Origin of the sequence: Parabacteroides vesiculifaciens (genome assembly GCF_049860805.1) — a bacterium.
Classification (GTDB): Bacteria; Bacteroidota; Bacteroidia; order Bacteroidales; family Tannerellaceae; genus Parabacteroides.
Window position 1 is genome coordinate 3,579,537 of sequence record NZ_CP187555.1, and the last position, 18,396, is coordinate 3,597,932.

At 44.8% G+C, this 18,396-nt stretch carries 12 protein-coding genes; 7 read left to right on the forward strand and 5 right to left on the reverse strand.

The genetic code is table 11. The annotated features are described in order from the left end of the window. Positions 1-53: 53 nt before the first annotated feature. Complete coding sequence (locus ACPYIV_RS14325; RefSeq protein WP_293732961.1) at positions 54-1,535, reverse strand: glycoside hydrolase family 28 protein; 1,482 nt, start codon at positions 1,533-1,535, stop codon at positions 54-56. A 657-nt stretch (positions 1,536-2,192) separates the two neighbouring features. Between ACPYIV_RS14325 and ACPYIV_RS14330 the strand changes: the two genes are divergently transcribed. After that, a complete protein-coding gene (locus tag ACPYIV_RS14330) occupies positions 2,193-3,125 on the forward strand; it encodes a TolB family protein (protein WP_425883633.1) in 933 nt (310 codons plus the stop codon). A 13-nt stretch (positions 3,126-3,138) separates the two neighbouring features. Further along, complete coding sequence (locus tag ACPYIV_RS14335) at positions 3,139-4,824, forward strand: DUF6057 family protein (RefSeq protein WP_425883635.1); 1,686 nt, start codon at positions 3,139-3,141, stop codon at positions 4,822-4,824. Between the two features lie 67 nt (positions 4,825-4,891). Here the strand turns inward: ACPYIV_RS14335 and ACPYIV_RS14340 are convergent, their stop codons facing one another. Both ACPYIV_RS14340 and ACPYIV_RS14345 read right to left on the reverse strand, forming a co-directional pair. Next, complete coding sequence (locus tag ACPYIV_RS14340) at positions 4,892-6,733, reverse strand: RagB/SusD family nutrient uptake outer membrane protein (protein WP_425883637.1); 1,842 nt, start codon at positions 6,731-6,733, stop codon at positions 4,892-4,894. A gap of 12 nt (positions 6,734-6,745) precedes the next feature. Beyond that, positions 6,746-9,904 carry a SusC/RagA family TonB-linked outer membrane protein gene (locus ACPYIV_RS14345; protein WP_425883639.1) on the reverse strand — a complete coding sequence of 1,053 codons (3,159 nt, stop codon included), beginning with the start codon at positions 9,902-9,904 and terminating at the stop codon, positions 6,746-6,748. A 199-nt stretch (positions 9,905-10,103) separates the two neighbouring features. On the opposite strand from ACPYIV_RS14345, the gene ACPYIV_RS14350 reads away from it, so the two are divergent. After that, positions 10,104-11,024 carry an AraC family transcriptional regulator gene (locus ACPYIV_RS14350; protein ID WP_425883641.1) on the forward strand — a complete coding sequence of 307 codons (921 nt, stop codon included), beginning with the start codon at positions 10,104-10,106 and terminating at the stop codon, positions 11,022-11,024. Between the two features lie 13 nt (positions 11,025-11,037). On the opposite strand, the gene ACPYIV_RS14355 is transcribed toward ACPYIV_RS14350, so the two are convergent. After that, entirely contained in the window at positions 11,038-12,648 is a 1,611-nt protein-coding gene (locus ACPYIV_RS14355; protein WP_425886526.1) for a dipeptidase, read from the reverse strand. Between the two features lie 228 nt (positions 12,649-12,876). Between ACPYIV_RS14355 and ACPYIV_RS14360 the strand changes: the two genes are divergently transcribed. Next, positions 12,877-13,533, forward strand: coding sequence for a hypothetical protein (locus ACPYIV_RS14360; RefSeq protein ID WP_293732969.1), 657 nt, complete (start codon positions 12,877-12,879; stop codon positions 13,531-13,533). Between the two features lie 85 nt (positions 13,534-13,618). Here ACPYIV_RS14360 and typA read toward each other — a convergent pair whose 3' ends face one another. Beyond that, the gene (typA, locus tag ACPYIV_RS14365; RefSeq protein WP_293732970.1) at positions 13,619-15,415 is read right to left on the reverse strand and encodes a translational GTPase TypA; all 1,797 of its coding nucleotides are present in this window, start codon (positions 15,413-15,415) and stop codon (positions 13,619-13,621) included. 170 nt (positions 15,416-15,585) lie between these two features. Between typA and rpsO the strand changes: the two genes are divergently transcribed. The 3 genes from rpsO (at position 15,586) to ACPYIV_RS14380 (ending at position 18,267) form a co-directional block, all read left to right on the forward strand. Next, positions 15,586-15,855, forward strand: coding sequence for a 30S ribosomal protein S15 (gene rpsO / locus ACPYIV_RS14370; protein ID WP_293732971.1), 270 nt, complete (start codon positions 15,586-15,588; stop codon positions 15,853-15,855). Positions 15,856-16,014: 159 nt separating this feature from the next. After that, positions 16,015-16,599: a helix-turn-helix domain-containing protein gene (locus ACPYIV_RS14375; protein WP_293732972.1), complete on the forward strand. Its 585-nt coding sequence runs from the start codon at positions 16,015-16,017 to the stop codon at positions 16,597-16,599. Positions 16,600-16,611: 12 nt separating this feature from the next. After that, positions 16,612-18,267 (forward strand): AMP-binding protein, encoded by a 1,656-nt coding sequence (locus ACPYIV_RS14380; RefSeq protein ID WP_293732973.1) that lies wholly within the window; start codon positions 16,612-16,614, stop codon positions 18,265-18,267. The last annotated feature ends 129 nt before the right edge of the window (positions 18,268-18,396 follow it).

Consider the following 18,396-nt stretch of genomic DNA (forward strand, 5'->3'; position numbering starts at 1 on the left):
TCTTTATATTTTAATCTTCTGACTTTTTATTTATGCTCCGCGAACATCGGTTACTACTTTACTATTTTCGACTTATAGGGGAATATTTGTTCTTTACCCTCGCTTTCCGGCTCTATGAACCGGACATTCTTAAGTGTAACCCCCTCCGCATCATCCGTTACAATTGCAGGACGGTAATCTTTTTTTAAAGCCTTGAAAGTCACATTATCGAAAGTGATTCCCTCGGCATGGCGGATATAGAACCCCCAGGCCGGCAATTCCTTAAACTGCGAGAACTCCGGATAAGAGGTTGCCATTTCAGGAATGCTGTCCAGCTCGGCCGGAGTCAGTCCCCGGTAAGCATAGTAAGGATTACCGCCTCCGGGAGAGACGATCTCGATGTTCTGAAGCGTTACGTTCTGAATCTTATAGCCCGGCAACCCGACAATGCTGGCGGGCGAGATATTGCGCGGAAGGTCTTCGATCGGCCCTTCGTAATTATATCCGGCATCCGGTTTATCCATCGGGATCTCGGCATAGACATTCTTGATCGTAATATTTTTCATGACCGGTTTCTTTCCGGCACTCCAGCGGTCACCGATACGGAGGTAAATGACATTTCCGGTATGGATGGAGCGCACGCCGTCCACTTCAATGTTCTCGATCAGGGCGCCGTCGACCGCGGCAAATGTGATGGCCGAACGATACGTATCGTATATCTTGATATTCTTCACCTTGAAATTACGAAAACCGCCACGCGACACGGTCCCGAACTTCAACCCGCTGGCACTCGAACGGCCTACGCAGTTCTCGACCACCACATTCTGGCACATGCTGTTGGCATCATGCGATTTGAAACAAAGGGCATCATCCGCCGCATCGAGAAAAGAGTTTTTCAACACGACGCCGTCACAGTCCACAACATCGATCCCGTCGTTGTTCCAGTAGGATTTGCTATCGACGTGTATGCCGTCTACATACAGGTTCTTGCATTGGTCGTAGGTCTGGTTCCAACTTGCCGGGTCCCGCAGGGTGATATCCTTGATCGTCACATTCTCGCATTCGCGGAAATAGATGTTCTGCGGACGGTTCGTCTCATTCGGACGACCCAGTTTCAGAGGGTCTTCGTAGATACCCCGCTGGATGTAGTCCACCATATTGTTGGCGGTTTGAAAGCCGCGCCCGTTAATCGTTCCCTTTCCTGTTATACCGATGTTCTGTTGTTTGACTGCGAATATCATGGACATCCAACGAATATACGAATCTTTCTCGTAATCCCAGGGATTGGTCGATCCGAGTAAAGTCGCCCCTTCTTCGAGGTGGAGCGTCACATTCGATTTCAGGTAAATAGACCCCGTCAGGTAATTGCCGGCAGTAAAGACCAGCCGTCCCCCACCCTGTTCGTTCACAAAATCGATCCCTTTCTGAATGGAATTCGTATTCAAGGTCTTGCCATCCGCTCTCACACCGAAGTCCGTGGCATAGTAATCTTTAGCCGGCAAGTGCAACGCGCACATCAAGCCGAGGCAAAGAATAAAGAATTTGTATCTGTTCATCATAATACGGTATTTACATAAATAAGATTAATGCATCTTCCCATGTGTCTTTCACAAAGGACAAAAATATTTACGTTCGCAGAGATTTTATCTATGCTTTTGATATTTATAATTAAAAATTTGATACATCTTTGCAAAGTGCTATTATTAACAGGACGAGATATGAAACAATTATTATTTTCTTTATTAGCCTTCTTCCTCTACACCGGATGCACCGAAAACAGAGTCGCATCAAAACAGGAAAATACCTATCCGGATATCTTTCCGGATTACAAAGGAATAAGTATTCCTGTCAATATTGCACCTTTAAACTTTACAGTCAAGAATTCTTCTCACATAAAAGCTGTTTTTTTCAATAAAAACCAACCCTTATTTAGCATTGAAGGGAAAAACAAAATTGATATACCCTTAAAGAAATGGCAGCATATAATATCTCATAATATTGGAAAACAAATAGATATATCCATATCTATTTGGAACAATTCTTATCCGGAAGGTGTACAATACAAATCTTTTCCTATTTATATTACCACAGACTCTATCGATCCATATATTGCCTACCGACTGATCGAGCCTGGTTACGAATCATGGCATGAAATGGATATACGACAAAGAGCCTTAAATTGTTTCAAAGAAGAAATTATCATTTCCAGTAATATGACTGAAAAAGGATGTGTCAATTGTCATTCATTCTGTAATTATTCACCTACCGATTTCATGTTTCATGCACGGACTACTCCGGGAGGGACAATCATCATTAAAAATAACCAGCCCGTCAAAGTGCAATTATCGCAACTCGGATCGTCCAAAGAAGGAACTTATCCCCATTGGCATCCATCCGGCAAATACATTATTTTTTCAACCAATACCACACGTCAGTCTTTTTATAGCCGAAATCCGAACCTTATAGAGGTCTACGATCTGGAATCAGACCTGATACTATATGATCCGGTCCGTAACACAGTCACAACAGATCCTCGTTTCAACGGTCCGGAATCTTTCGAAACATTTCCTGCATGGGCTCCTGACGGGAAACGCCTATATTATTGTACGGCTCCTGCCAAACAATTACCCAAAAGGTTGAGAGAGGTCAGGTACTCCATTTGCAGTGTCTCCTTTGATCCAGATAGCGGTTCTTTCGGAGAAACGATAGACACGATCTATACAGCACACAATAAAAGCGCTTCATTTCCCCGCATCTCACCAGACAATCAATATCTGCTTTTCACCGAATCGGATTATGCAACTTTCCCTATTTGGCATAAGAAAGCAGATCTGAAAATGATATCTTTACAAGATTCTGCTTCCGTAAATACCGATATACTGAACAGCCCGGACGTGGAAAGCTATCACTCCTGGTCTTCAAACGGAAAATGGATCATATTCAGCAGCCGGCGTTTAGACGGACTTTATACCCGTTTCTTTATCGCCCACCTAAATGAAAACGGAAAGTTCAGTAAACCGTTCCTGCTCCCGCAGAAAGATCCTGACGAAAACAACCTCCGGATGAAGTCATTCAACATCCCGGAATTTATCAAGGATAAAATCACAATCACCAGATCCCGGCTGGATCATACCGTAACCGATTAAAACATACATAAAAATGAAAAAAGAAAACATCATACTTCTGATCCTGTCAAGTATTTATGCACTCATTATCGAATATATGTTCTATCCCGAATATATTCGTTATCAAGAAGCAGGTGGATTATTCCTGACGACAAACGACTACCTGACAGGTTATCTACTTGCTCCAGCAGGCTGGAACAGTCTGCTAACTAATTTTTTGTCCCAGTTCTACCACCCATTCTCACTGGGACTTTTCGTGGAAACAAGTTTACTTCTGATTACTGCAGCTATTACCCTACTCTACTTGCGGCAATGGAAAGCCACACAGCATAGATGGGTAATCATCATTCCGGTTATTATGTTCTGTATCTATCAATATGCCTGGAACTTATCTACACTATTACAATACAATCTGTTCCTTCTGACACTCGCTTTTTACCTTTTCCTCCGAAACAAAGTCATACGGCATATCAGCGCTTTGATCGCTGTTCCTTTCTTGTATCTTCTTTTACCAGAAAACAGCTTACTCTTGTTATATCTGTATGGAGTTGTTTTCGAACGTATTTTCTTCAAACAAAAAGACTTTCCTGTATTACCGGCTATAAGCCTGGTACTCGTTGCCGCATGGCCTCTATTATGGCAAAATTTTATTTATTACACCCCGACCAATCAGTTGTACACATTCATCAACCCGGAATATGGAATGCGATATGTTTACGTATATTATGCCTTGTTCCTGATTCCGCTCTGCTCCGTCTTCCTCTCCGACCGGAAAGGAAACCGCTATGTTTCCTTCGCATTCCCTCTTCTGTTAATCGCATTCAGCTGTTACAGCATTTACTCCTCCCCTAATCGGGAAAGGGAGAAACGCCTGGCTATACAACGGCATGCGGAAGAACAACAATGGGACCAGGTACTGCAAACAATCCATACCTGTAACATTAGCGAAGCCTATTATCATCCTTACCTGATGCTTGCCCTTAGTGAGGAAGGCATCCTGCCGGAACAACTCTTCCACTATCCGGTACAATCGGCAGACCGCATCTATTTTCCGGCAAACGAATTGGACGGAGCTAATTTCAACAGCCTTTTCGCCTATGCCCTCGGACTGAAACACGAAGCTCTCCATCAACTTGCACAAGCAAATGCCATGTCCCCGCAAGGCCTTTCTTTCTCCCGACTCAGAAGGATGATCGACTGGCAAACAGAATTCGGGAATCTTTCCCTGGCCCAGAAATATATGGACATCTTACAAACCTCCACCTGCCATAATCAATGGATAAAAGAACGGAGCAAACGGTTCTCCACCTCTCTAACAACATTCAAAGAAGCCTACAAGGAAGATTTCATTATCGACGCATCTTCTCCTCTTATTCTTCTGACACAAGCAGTAAAAGCCGATACCACCAACCGCAAAGCGCTCGACTATCTGTTATGTGGCGTCCTTTTGGGCAAAGACCTGAAAGGATTCTATAATTTATTCCGACAATACTTTCCACACAGTGAAACGATACCGGTTCATTATCAAGAAGCCCTATTAGTGGTTGACCTCATGTTCCCTCATTTGGAGGCCACCCGCAACTACCCGGTTAGCCCAACCTGCAGGCAGGCTTTCGAAGATTTCGGCGTACTGATGTCGCAGCGTCCGAATACGGATCATATACTCCGCCAAAAATACGGAAACACCTATTGGTATTATGGATTTATCCGTACCGCCTAAATCCGATACAAAGTAAAAGCCCGGAAGCTTTTCTGCCTCCGGGCCTTTATTAGTTTGATAGTTCAGATTAATACCCTTCATTCTGCGGGAAATTCGCACCCGAGTTCGCTTCGATTACCTGTAATGGTATTGGATATTGCCATTGATAATTCTGAATATTAGGACCTGCACCCTTCAGTTCGTTTGTTGCGGCCGGGAAACGATATCCATATTTACGTGTACGCTCTACTAAAATCGGATTTTCCTTAGTTGACAAACGGGACAATGTTACCGCACGATGCTCTTCACCATACAGTTCACGGGCACGTTCATCCAAAATATAGTCTAACGTCACATCAGCAGCCGTACACAACGGAGCTTTGGCGCGGGCACGAACAACATTGATAGCTTCTGCCGCACTTGCCTTATCACCTTTATTCAAATATGCCTCTGCCAACAACAGATAAGTCTCAGCCAGACGAATTACATACCAATCCGGATCATATCGGCGATAGTCACCATCTACATGTTTATCCGTACCGAACTTCCAAATACGCGGGAAAAGAGTGACCGTATCATTAGCCGTTACTTTATAAAGATCGGCATCCGGATCACCGGCAGCTTTTTTAGATTCATATAAAGCCTTCGCTTCGTCAATAGCCTGCCTCCATGGCTTGCCGCCCGACTGATACAGATTACGCTGAATCATCTCTTCAGAGCCACGAACATCACTACCACAGCCATTCCACAGATCACCCAAGAACCATTCAGTCGGGTGGCAAGTTCCACCACCACCGTACCCTGTCGAGTCGGTTGCTACATTCGACTTATTCTTATTCGCGTCATAGTCTGCCTTACTATTTGTAAAGGTTACAGCCCCCCAACCGAATATCTGAATAATTTCACCATTCGACAAAGTTCTTTTCTTGTCCACGTTATAGAAATTGGAAACAAAAGCCTGTTCGATATGGCATTTTGCAGGAGCAGAACCCCAGCTTACGACACCACCGCCACCGGTATTGCTGATTCGTCCTTCATAATCATATTGAGCGACCCAGATTGCTTCCTTATTTCCTTCCTGATAATTAAAATTCCCCATACGGAACAAGTCCCAATAAGAACTATGAGGATTGCCATAGCGGTCTGTAGCCTCACCCGCACGGGTTCCGAAACGTTCCGTCATCAGATGATAATCACCATCTGTTCCATCGATCACACGTTTTGCAGCTGCAATTGCTTTATCATAATCACCGATACAAATAGCTACTTCAGCCAGCATATGGTCTGCAGCCGCTTTCACGATACGGCCGTTTTTCGTTGTTGTCAACGGTAAATTCTGAGCTGCCCATTCGAAATCTTCAGCACATTGTTTCCACACATCGATACGAGGAGAGCGTTCATAATCCACTTTCGCTGAACGCGCAGGTTCCAACATAATCGGAGTGTCACCATACATTCCAGCCAGGCATCGATGAGCCCATGCACGGAAGAAGATCGCTTCCGCCCGAACCTCATTCTTCTGAGTGTCACTATCCCATTTGATATCACGATTATCGATAGCGTCGATAATTACATTTGATTGTTGGACAATCTTGCATAAATTATCATACCAATGACGTGAATAGCCCGGTTCGCCAGGAGTAAACGTCTTCCAGTTACTTGTAATATAATTCTGGTCTGTTGCAGCAAAAGTATCCAAACCCATACCAGTCATAAAGTAGTTATGATTGCCCCATACGCCAAAAAACAAGTACTGAATACGACCATGTAAATAACCGATCGCCATGTCTAACTCTGCAGGTGTATTATAAGATGTCGAAGAAGTATATTCGTATGATTTTTCTTCCAGGAAATCATTGTCACAGCTAACTAATCCACACATGGACAAAGAGCCAACAACCGTTCCTAATAATATATTTTTGATTTTCATATCCGTTCAGTTTTAGAATGTTATATTAGCACCAATTGTAATTGTCCGATAAGCAGGCTTACTTCCATAACGAGCACTACCAGGACCTGCAGCAATCGTACCGCCTGTTTCAGGATCCAGACCAGACCAGCCAGTAATAGTGAACAAGTCCGTACCACTCAGATAAAGACGCAAATTCTGAATATTAGCTTTTTTTACCCACGGCTGGTCAAATGTATAAGAGAGACTTAAATCTTTCAGTTTCAAATACTGGCGTTGAGACCAGAAATAATAGGAATAAGTGTTTACATACCCCAGGCGCGGATGGTCGTTTGTCGGATTATTCTCACTCCATGGAGCTACTTTCAACTGAGCGCCTGATGTCGTTGCCGTATTATGGTAATTACCAAACGGGTCACTACCGATAAAATGAGAACTATTACCAGCATCCCAACGGAAGTTGAAATACAGAGAGAAGTTCTTCCAACTTAACGTATTGCTCAAATTGATCGTGAACAGCGGATCCATATCACCAATGCAATGACGGTCATCCGTACTGATCTTACCATCACCGTTATAATCCAGGAATTTGATATCACCAGGTACAGCATTCGGTTGAATCTTATTACCGTTCACATCTATATAGTTGTCAATCTCAGCCTGAGACTGGAAAATGCCTAACTTTTTCAGGTCCCATGCAGCGTTAATCGACTCACCTATTACTAATGCACGAGCAACTTCATAACCATTTGTTGTCGCATTACCGGTATCGTTAGCTTCTTCTCCATTAGCATCTTTACCGAAAAGGTGAACAATCTTATTTTTGTTACGATAGAAAGTCAATCCACTTTCCCAACGGAAATTATCTTTACCGTCGCCATTTATATTGATTGTATTCAAAGCCAGTTCGACCCCACGATTCATCACTTCACCCGCATTAAACTTTGCTTCCGAAAAACCGGTCATATAAGGCAATGAACGGTTAAGTAACATATCATTTGTCTTTGATTTATAAACATCGATAGAACCGGAAATACGTCCGTCCAAGAATCCGAAATCAAGACCGAAGTTACCAGTTTTAGTTGTCGCCCAGGTCAATTCCTCATTTGCCAACGAATTCTGATAGATATACAATGAAGATGCATCATACCAAGTATAACCGGAAGCGACTGTTGCCAATGTAGCATAGGCTTCGATACTCTGATTACCGGTCAAACCATAGGATCCTCTCAACTTCAAAAAACTCAATCCCGGAATTACATTCTGCATAAAATCTTCCTGGGACAATGTCCAAGCAGCAGACACACCTGGGAAGTTAGCCCATTTACTACCTTTTGCAAATCCAGAAAAACCATCACGACGGAAGTTTGCCGTCAGATAATACTTGTTTGCATAGTTATAATTGACACGAGCCATATAACCGACATTCTGCCATTCCTTCAATGTCTTGTTAATCTGTTGAGTCGTTGCCAAGTTCTGTCCGTACGGGCCTAATACAGTCGGTAATTTGAAACCGCTATAAGCAGTTTTCAACTGATTCTGATGAGTTGCGTCACGCGTATAACCGAGCATCGCATCCAAATGGTTCTTTCCGAAATCTTTCGTATAAGTAAACACATTATCCATTGTCCACGCATACGTCTGGTTAATCTCCGATTTACCATTTGCCTCCACCGTATATTTATACGGATCAGCCAGTTCCTCTACTTTTCTCGTATCTAAAAAATATTGAGGGTTTACAAACATATCGACATTATTCGTATTCTTTACCGCATTCATGGTAAACTTATAGCTCAGGCCTTTTACAAACGGGAAATCGATCTGTACAAATCCTGTTCCATTCAGATTATCATACTTCTTCTCGCGATCTGTCCACAAATAAGAAGTAGTTTCGGAAGAACTCCAGAACGGACTGGCAACATTACCATTTGCATATCTTTCATACCAATCAGTATAGCCATCATAACGTACATACTTATGACTATAGGGAGACAGCCATGTTGCAGACTGAATATTTGCAATCTGGCCGGGATTAGAGGCATTATAATAAGATGCACGCATACCTACTGTCAACCAATCAGTAACTTTTGCATCCATTTTTGCCATGAAAGTCAACTTTTTATAGTCATCACCAATAATCAAGCCATCCTGTTTCATATAACCGGCTGACAGATAGTAATTCACTCTATCCGAAGCATTACCGGAAATACTTAGGTTATAATTCTGGATCTGTGCATTCTGAGATACCTCATCAATCCAATCAACCCATCCTCCTGCATTATAAACTTCCAGTTCTTCCGCATTCAGCAACTGTGCAGCATCCAGACCTACGCTCGGATCAATTGAACCCTCAGCAATCATCGCTTCACGGCGACGATTCAAAAATTCGCTTTGATCCGTTACCATCTGCGGTTTTCTTGTCCAACTCTGAATACCATAATAAGCATCCAGATTAACTGTCGGTTTGGAAGAACGACCACGTTTGGTTGTAATAATAATTACACCATTTGCAGAACGTGAACCGTAGATAGCAGCAGAACTGGCATCTTTCAGGACATCGATAGACTCAACATCTGTCATGGCAATTTCATTGATACTACCATTAAAGATGGAACCATCGACAACCAACAACGGTTTGTTCAAACTTGCCTCCGAAGGACCTGTAATAATAGAATTCATACCACGAATCGTCATTGAAGCCGTATTATCACCACCGGCATCTGTCGTCGGAGAATAATTAAAGCCCGGAATCTTACTTGACAAAGCCACCAAAGCATTTACATTTGCCAACTGTGTCAAAGGAGAATCTTCCAATTTAACACTGGAAATAGACCCTGCCAAATCTTTTTTACGGGATGTACCATACCCAACAACAACAACCTCATCCAATGCCATATTGTCTTCCTGCAATTTCACAGTCAGACTCTTGGCATTCCCCACCTTTATTTCTTGTGTCTGGAAACCGACATAAGAAAATACCAATACGGCATTACTGCCGCCCGGAACATCAGGAATTGTAAACTTTCCATCGCCATCGGTCAATGTACCGACAGTCGTTCCTTTTACCATCACATTTACGCCTGGAAGCTCCATACCTCCTGCATCAACCACCTTTCCTGAAATAGAAATCTGGGCAAATGCTTGCAATCCTACGCATAGGAAACATAGCAATAATAGAATTCGATTTCTCATAATCTCCAAACTTTATTAGGTTAAACGATATTTATTTTCACAAATATCCGCCTTTGTTGTCTTTAAAATCATGAAAAAATGATATTTTTCCCTCGGTTTTTGACAGATGTAATAAATTTAATATCTTTGTAAACAGAGATAAATGTAATCTTCACTCAGAAAAACATTTTATCCGGAAATACCCAAAAAGAAAAACTAAATGGATTTCGATCGCAGCAAACATAACGTCATAAAGTACTTACCGACAAATAATGATGAAAATATCTGGGGAATGTCAATCAGCGGTATAGGCTTTCAGTCTATCGATCCGAAAGACAACTATCCCCTTAAAGGCCATCCAATCGGATACACGTTCAACCCCGACCGGGGTCGGATTATCGATGAGTTCGCACTGGTTTATATCATAAGAGGGGAAGGGACTTTCTCTTCTATCAATTGTTCGGAAAAGAAAATATCAAAAGGAGACGCTTTCTTCATATTCCCAGGACAATGGCATAGCTATCAACCTGTCGCCAATGTAGGATGGGATGAATATTATGTGACCTTCCAAGGTGATTATTTCGTAAAATTACTAAACGAAATTATTAACCGCGCAAATCCCATCTTTCATATCGGCATAAATGACCAGATTGTCAAGCATTTCGGGGAAATGCTTGACTGTGCCAGGGCACAGAAGTCTGGGTTCCAGGCTGTTTTGGCGGGAATTACGATGCATACGATCGGCTTGATCTATTCGATTAGCAAGAATCAGGATTACGGACCGGTCTCCATGCAGAAGATACAGGAGGCATGCGTACTGATGCGGGAAAACATTTACGACAAGTTTACGCCCGAGGACATTGCGAAATCCATAAACATGAGCTATTCCAATTTCAGAAAGTCATTCAAACAATACACCGGAATCGCCCCTCATCAATATATGCTACAACTGAAGCTCAGCAAGATCAAGGATCTGCTAAGCAGTACGGAAATGTCGATCCAGGACATCGCAATGAAGCTCAACTTCGAATCGGCCGACTATTTTTCTTACTTTTTCAGAAGCAAGACGGGCATAAACCCGCTCTCTTACCGGAAAGAAATCGAAAAGCAGCGGGAGAAAGCCAAAAAGAATTCGCATTAAAGGGTTCCCTCGATCAGAAACCCCGGCCGAACTTATGCCAAAGTTGTCCTTCCATTTCTTCCCAGCAACGCAAGGTCGAATAGATAAAATCGAAGGAATAGCGGGTAAGATAGGCTCGGGCTTCTTCCTTTTTGCCTTCCCGGATAAGAGCCGATACTTTGTTTTCGACCAAAGGCATCTCGTCTGCCGCCTTCTGCTCGAAGGAGAGGACGGCAGGCTCGATCAGTTTGCGGCCATGTCCCCAACTCACCTGCGCCAGACGGTTCGTACGGCGGTAAGTCCAAAGGGCGGCATCCGGACGATAACGCTTATGTCCACAAACCTTAAAACTTTCGGGGACGTCTGTCATCCCGGCAAACAACGGCACACGGGGACTCTCGCCCGGATTATCCTCCGACCACCAGCAAACGCCTCCCACCTCGTCCGGCAACCAGTCACGGCACTGGATCACAAATGAATAAGCACACCAGACTACCGATATCGTCCGCTGTTTCCCGATCTTCTTTTCACCGCGCTGTGCATTTAGGAAATCAAACATATCGTTCGTCATCCAGTTTTGGGCCAGCGGGCTTTTATATGTCGTATCGCGCTCGGTTCCATCTTTATCCTTGATCTTCTTCGTAACCATCATATCTTTTGTCATATCCCATTCCGTACCCTCGTACGTTTCACGCAGCAGACGGTTCATATCCGCCAAAGAGACTTGCCGGTCGGGCTTGACAGACAAAGGAAGTTCCTCCATATCCATCGACAGGTCCAAAGAGGGAGCAAGCGTTTTCAAAACAAAAAAGTCGCGGATGGTAAAAGGCTTCTTCCCTGTTTCGTGGATAACTTTCCAAAACTTAAAAGGTTCTTTCCCGTCCCAATATCCCAACTTGCGGGCTTTTTCTTTAAGCCCTTCGCTATACATATAATTATCCTTGTCCTTGAAATCGACATCGGAGATGCGAGGCGTGTTGGCCGAAACCGTCACATGGTCGTCCGGTATGCACCGGGCGACCCACAAAGCTCCCGGCTCTTCCGGCCCAGCACCCGTAATTTCGAAAAACCAAAGTTCTTTTTTATCGGCGACCGTCAGGCATTCCCCGCCGTCACGATAGCCGTATTGCTCCGCCAAGCGCCCCATCAACAAGACCGCTTCACGTGCCGTACTGCAACGTTGCAAGGCGATTCCCTGCAAATCCTCGATATGGAACAGTCCTTTCGGATTGCGCAGCTCTTTACGTCCGACAATCGTCGTTTCTCCCATCGCCAGTTGTTTCTCGTTCATACAAGGATAACCGGTATTCAGGTAAGCGTATGTATGAGGCGCCTGCGGGATAGAGCCTTTCAGCTTTACGCCCAAACGATCGTTTTTACTTTCCGTGTGACGTAGATCCCAGTAGATATCGAGCATTGCCGTATCCGGCCAGTTTTGAGCAGGCACAACCTCCATCCAGGTGCGCGAGGTCCCGTCGCAGGTCTGCGAGGTCATAACCGAACCGTCGGTCGTCGCCAGTTTGCCGGCAGCAATACTTGTACAACTTTCATCCGGATTTGTTAATTCGACTACACGGTCCTGAGCATAGAGAGAGGTCGCGACACAACAAAGGCATACAATCGCCTTATATACTTTTTTCTTCATCATCGATTTGTAAAGCTTATCATTTCGGGTGGCAAATATAAGACTTTCCTTCCACATAAGAGACATTACTCATGCCTTCGAAATTCATGAGAAAAACATACGAAAAGTTCGTTTCTCCCGCAGGCAAGGAGTTTGCATGCAATATTTACCTATTTTTGTTAGGGTATTTATTTTCCAGACGATCTATAATATATAGAAAAAGTATTCACCTTAAAAAAGGAGGCTATTATGAGACATTTGTTTTTCTTCTTAGCGGTATTCCTGATCGGCTTACCAAGAGGATCTTTTGCACAGGAAAAACATAAAAGATTCTTTTTCAAAAACTTCCAGGACACCTATGTCTATTACAAGGATGGACGCACCTTTTGTGTTCCGGCCAATTACGATCTGGTAAAAGGTTCATTTGTCTTTATCGACAAAGAAGATGAGAACCAGTTGAAACTGTTTGGCGAACAGGAACAGATAGGCAGCGTAAAGGTTGGCGAGCGCACCTTTCTGGCTTCCCGCTTCGGCCCGACAGAAATCCTGCAAACGGAACCGGAGTTCAAAATCCATTATCAGCCTCGCTTGCTGGATGATGGTAAAGCTGTTGGTTACGGTATCAAATCGAATACGTCGGCTACCCGCACTTACTCGCACCTGAATACGCCGGGGTCATCCGTACACCAACTCGACAAAGAAGACGATTGGGTCGGAGAGATTATAAAAGTCTATCTGATCAAAAAGAACGGGAAAGAAAAGAAGTTCTCAAATGAGAAACAATTCCTGAAAATTTACGGAAAGCATAAGAAAGAGCTCCAGACTTATATTAAGCAGAAAAGCATCGATTTCAATGCCGCCATGCAGGTGTTCGAGCTTTATAAATATGCAGAGTCTTTACCATAAGGGCTATACATTAATATATAAAGAAAAAGCCGGAAGTGGATGCCACTTCCGGCTTTTCGATTTATCGTTGTTTCGAAACAATCCCTTATCTTCCCTGACGCTTACGTTCGAGTTCGTCGAGAATGATCTTACGCATACGCATACTGTTCGGGGTGATTTCCACATATTCATCGCCTTTGATATATTCCAAAGCATCTTCCAGGCTGAACACCGTGGGAGGAGCCAAAGATACTTTGTCGTCCGAACCGGAAGCACGCATATTCGTCAGCTTCTTCGATTTCGTTACATTTACAACCAGGTCATTGTCTTTCGTGTGTTCACCAACTACCTGGCCGGCGTATACTTCTTCCTGGGGAGCGATAAAGAAACGTCCGCGGGATTGCAGGTTGTTCAAGGCATACGCATAGGCTGTACCGGTTTCCATCGCGATGATAGAACCATTCGTACGGCGTTCGATATCTCCCTTCCACGGTTGATATTCGAGGAAACGGTGCGCCATGATCGCTTCACCGGCTGATGCAGTCAGGACAGCATTGTTCAGGCCGATAATACCGCGGGAAGGAATCGTGAACTCCAAATGCATACGGTCGTTCTTGCTTTCCATCATCGTCATTTCACCCTTACGTTTGGTTACCATATCGATGATACGGCTGGAACATTCTTCCGGCAGATTGACTGTCAGCTGTTCAACAGGTTCGCATTTCTCGCCGTTGATTTCCTTGATAATAACCTGCGGCTGGCCGACCTGCAATTCGTAGCCTTCACGACGCATGGTTTCGATCAGGACAGACAAGTGAAGCACACCACGTCCGTACACCAACCACGAATCGGCAGAATCTGTCGGAACCACACGCAAGGCGAGGTTCTTGTCTAATTCCTTCATCAAACGGTCGTAGATATGGCGGGATGTCACGAACTTGCCATCTTTCCCGAAGAACGGGGAGTTGTTGATCGTAAAGAGCATGGACATCGTCGGTTCGTCGATAGCGATCGTCGGCAGCGGTTCCGGATCGTTTGCATCGGCAATCGTCTCACCGATTTCGAAACCTTCCACACCGATAATTGCACAGATATCGCCAGACTGGACAGCGTCTACTTTCGTACGCCCCAGCCCTTCGAACACGTCGATTTCCTTGATCTTCGATTTCACCATCGAGCCGTCACGCTTGCAAAGCATGATGTCCTGTCCTTCGCGCAGTTCGCCACGATGTACACGGCCCACAGCGATACGGCCTACATATTTGGAATAGTCCAGGGAGGTAATCAACATCTGTGAAGAACCTTCCAATACCTTAGGTTCCGGGATATACTGGATGATGGCATCCAGCAAAGCGGTAATATCTTCCTTCGGCTCTTTCCAGTCTTCCGACATCCAGCCCTGCTTGGCAGAACCGTAGATAGTCGGGAAGTCGAGCTGTTCTTCCGTCGCATCGAGACTGAACATCAGGTCGAACACCATTTCCTGCACCTCTTCCGGGCGACAGTTCGGTTTGTCAACCTTATTAATAACCACAATCGGTTTCAGTCCCAACTGGATAGCCTTCTGAAGCACGAAACGGGTCTGCGGCATCGGACCTTCGAAAGCATCGACCAGCAACAGACAACCATCGGCCATGTTCAATACACGCTCCACTTCACCTCCGAAGTCGGCGTGTCCCGGAGTATCGATAATGTTGACTTTATAACCTTTATAATTAATAGAGACATTTTTGGCAAGGATCGTAATCCCTCGTTCGCGTTCCAGGTCGTTATTGTCCAGGAACTGATCCGGCTCTGCCTGTCCTTCACGGAAGAGCTTACCGGCTAATAACATCTTATCCACGAGCGTTGTTTTACCGTGGTCTACGTGCGCGATAATCGCGATGTTTCTAATCTTTTGCATTGAAAACTAATTTATTGGCCGCAAAATTACAATAAATTTGCGAGAAGTATATGACATTGACGCTTCAAAATAAAAAAGATACATAAAAAAATTTGCCAATCAAAAATGAATACCTACCTTTGTCCCCGCTTAGATAACATAGTATTAATTTATTAAAGTACACAAGAATCATGTTTTTAGATTCAGCAAAGAAAAAAGAGATTTTCGAAAAGTATGGTAAATCTGCCACAAACACAGGTTCGGCAGAAAGCCAGATCGCACTGTTCACAGTTCGTATCGCACATTTGACAGAACACTTGAAGGTTAATCACAAAGACCATAGCTCTGAAAGAGCTCTGAAGATGTTGGTAGGTAAACGTCGTCGTTTACTGGATTACCTGATCAAGATAGATATCGAAAGATATCGTGCTATCATCAAAGAGCTTGGCATCAGAAAGTAAGAAACAATTTCTTCGCAAGAAGTTACAAAAAGGATGGTCTCTACGGGGATCATCCTTTTTTCTTTTACCAAATGCCTTTGTTTAATGAAAAATTAATGTAATTTTGCGCCGTTCTGTTACAAATTAAAAGATTCAATAAACAATAAACATATAATACTCATGGGAAACAACAAAATCATAGGAGCTAAAATCAAAAGCATCCGTGAATCCAAACAACTTTCTACTGAGGAAGTAGCCGAACGCTCAGGTCTGGGCATCGAACAAATAGAACGTATCGAGGGCAATATAGACTTCCCGTCTCTCGCCCCGCTAATCAAGATAGCCCGCGTGTTAGGCGTACGACTGGGCACATTCTTAGACGACCAGTCCGAACTGGGTCCCGTTATCTGCCGCAAGAAAGACAGTAACGATATGAACAGCATCGGTTTCAGCAACAACGACAGCAAGGCGCGCAAGCACATGGAATACCATTCGCTGTCGCAAGACAAGTCCGGCCGCCATATGGAACCGTTCCTGATCGATGTCGCCCCTACTGAAGACGGGGTGGATTTCGTGCTCTCCACGCACGAAGGGGAAGAATTCATCTATGTGCTGGAAGGCATCCTCGAAATCAACTACGGCAAAAACACCTACATCTTGGAAGAAGGCGACAGCATCTACTATGATTCCATCGTCGCCCATCATGTACATGCCGCAGCCGACAATACGGCGAAAATTCTCGGAGTCATCTACACCCCTTATTAATCTGCCGCCTCTATGGAAATACAATTACAAGACAGGACACTCGGCCAGTGGATGGAACATTGGGCCGAAACGACACCTGACAAAGAATATCTGGTATACTCCGACCGCGATCTGCGCTTCACCTGGAAAGAGTTCAACGAACGTGTGGACCGGATGGCGAAAGGCATGCTTTCGATCGGTATCAAACATGGCACGCATGTCGGTATCTGGGCAACCAACGTTCCGGACTGGCTCACATTCCTGTATGCCACCGCAAAGATCGGGGCTGTGGCCGTTACCGTCAATACGAACTATAAGCAGAGCGAACTGGAATTTCTGGTGGAGAACGCAGATATCCATACGATGTGCATCACCGACGGGGTGTTTGATGGCAGTTATGTTGACATGATGTACACCATGCTGCCCGAACTGAAGGAATCGCAACGCGGCTACCTGAAAAGCAAACGTTTCCCGATGCTGAAGAATGTGGTTTATATCGGTCAGGAGAAATACAGAGGGATGTACAACACTCCCGAATTGTTGCTTTTAGGTGAAAACGTAAGCGACGAGACGCTGGTGGAAGCAAAAAAACTGGTGACTCCACAGGATGTCGTGAATATGCAATATACTTCCGGCACGACCGGTTTCCCGAAAGGGGTCATGCTGACGCACTATAACATTGCCAACAACGGCCTGCTGACAGGCGAGCACATGAAGTTCACGGCAGACGACAAACTATGCTGCTGCGTCCCCTTGTTCCACTGCTTCGGCGTCGTACTGGCGTCCATGAACGTCCTGACACACGGATGTACACAGGTTATGGTCGAGAAATTCGATCCGTTAGTCGTACTCGCCTCCATCCATAAGGAACGGTGTACGGCGCTCTATGGCGTGCCGACCATGTTCATCGCCGAGCTCAACCACCCGATGTTCAACATGTTCGACCTGACGTCCCTCCGTACCGGTATCATGGCAGGTTCCCTTTGCCCTGTGGAACTGATGAAACAGGTGGAAGAAAAAATGTTCATGCGTGTAACCAGCGTATACGGTTTGACGGAAGCATCACCCGGCATGACGCATTCGCGCATCGACGATCCGGCAGAAGTCCGTTACAACACGGTGGGCCGTGACTTCGAGTTTACCGAAGTCCGCGTGATCGATCCGGAAACGGGCGAAGAATGTCCGGTAGGCGTACAAGGTGAAATGTGTAACCGGGGTTACAACACCATGAAAGGCTACTACAACAATCCGGCTGCAACGGCCGAAGTCATCGACAAAGACGGCTTCCTGCATAGTGGCGACCTGGGTGTGAAAGACGAAAACGGCAACTACCGCATTACCGGCCGTATCAAAGATATGATTATCCGGGGTGGAGAGAACATCTATCCCCGTGAGCTGGAGGAATTCCTCTACCATCTGGAAGGCGTGAAAGATGTACAGGTTGCAGCCGTTCCATCCAAGAAATACGGTGAGGAAGTAGGCGCCTTTATCATCTTGCACGAAGGCGTCAGCATGACGGAAGATATCGTCAAGGACTTCTGCCGCGGAAAGATCGCCCGGCACAAGATCCCGAAGTATATATTCTTTGTCGACACCTTCCCTATGACCGGTAGCGGAAAGATACAGAAGTTCAAACTGAAAGACTTAGGGTTAAAACTGTTGGCAGAACAAGGAATCACACCGGTCTAAACAGCCGGTCCTATCCTAATAGGTATAAAGGCAGTGTCGGAAGCTTTTTGCTCCGGTACTGCCTTTCGCTTTTTCTTTTTTCAAAAATGGCTACCACTACCACCACTCCGCCTACAAAAAGACAAATAT

Coding starts and splice junctions, on each gene's coding strand:
- ACPYIV_RS14325 (WP_293732961.1), bottom strand. CDS start 1,535: ATGAACAGATACAAATTCTTTATTCTTTGCCTCGGCTTGATGTGCGCG.
- ACPYIV_RS14375 (WP_293732972.1), top strand. CDS start 16,015: ATGGGAAACAACAAAATCATAGGAGCTAAAATCAAAAGCATCCGTGAA.
- ACPYIV_RS14350 (WP_425883641.1), top strand. CDS start 10,104: ATGGATTTCGATCGCAGCAAACATAACGTCATAAAGTACTTACCGACA.
- ACPYIV_RS14345 (WP_425883639.1), bottom strand. CDS start 9,904: ATGAGAAATCGAATTCTATTATTGCTATGTTTCCTATGCGTAGGATTG.
- ACPYIV_RS14380 (WP_293732973.1), top strand. CDS start 16,612: ATGGAAATACAATTACAAGACAGGACACTCGGCCAGTGGATGGAACAT.
- typA (WP_293732970.1), bottom strand. CDS start 15,415: ATGCAAAAGATTAGAAACATCGCGATTATCGCGCACGTAGACCACGGT.
- ACPYIV_RS14355 (WP_425886526.1), bottom strand. CDS start 12,648: ATGAAGAAAAAAGTATATAAGGCGATTGTATGCCTTTGTTGTGTCGCG.
- ACPYIV_RS14360 (WP_293732969.1), top strand. CDS start 12,877: ATGAGACATTTGTTTTTCTTCTTAGCGGTATTCCTGATCGGCTTACCA.
- ACPYIV_RS14330 (WP_425883633.1), top strand. CDS start 2,193: ATGACTGAAAAAGGATGTGTCAATTGTCATTCATTCTGTAATTATTCA.
- ACPYIV_RS14340 (WP_425883637.1), bottom strand. CDS start 6,733: ATGAAAATCAAAAATATATTATTAGGAACGGTTGTTGGCTCTTTGTCC.
- ACPYIV_RS14335 (WP_425883635.1), top strand. CDS start 3,139: ATGAAAAAAGAAAACATCATACTTCTGATCCTGTCAAGTATTTATGCA.
- rpsO (WP_293732971.1), top strand. CDS start 15,586: ATGTTTTTAGATTCAGCAAAGAAAAAAGAGATTTTCGAAAAGTATGGT.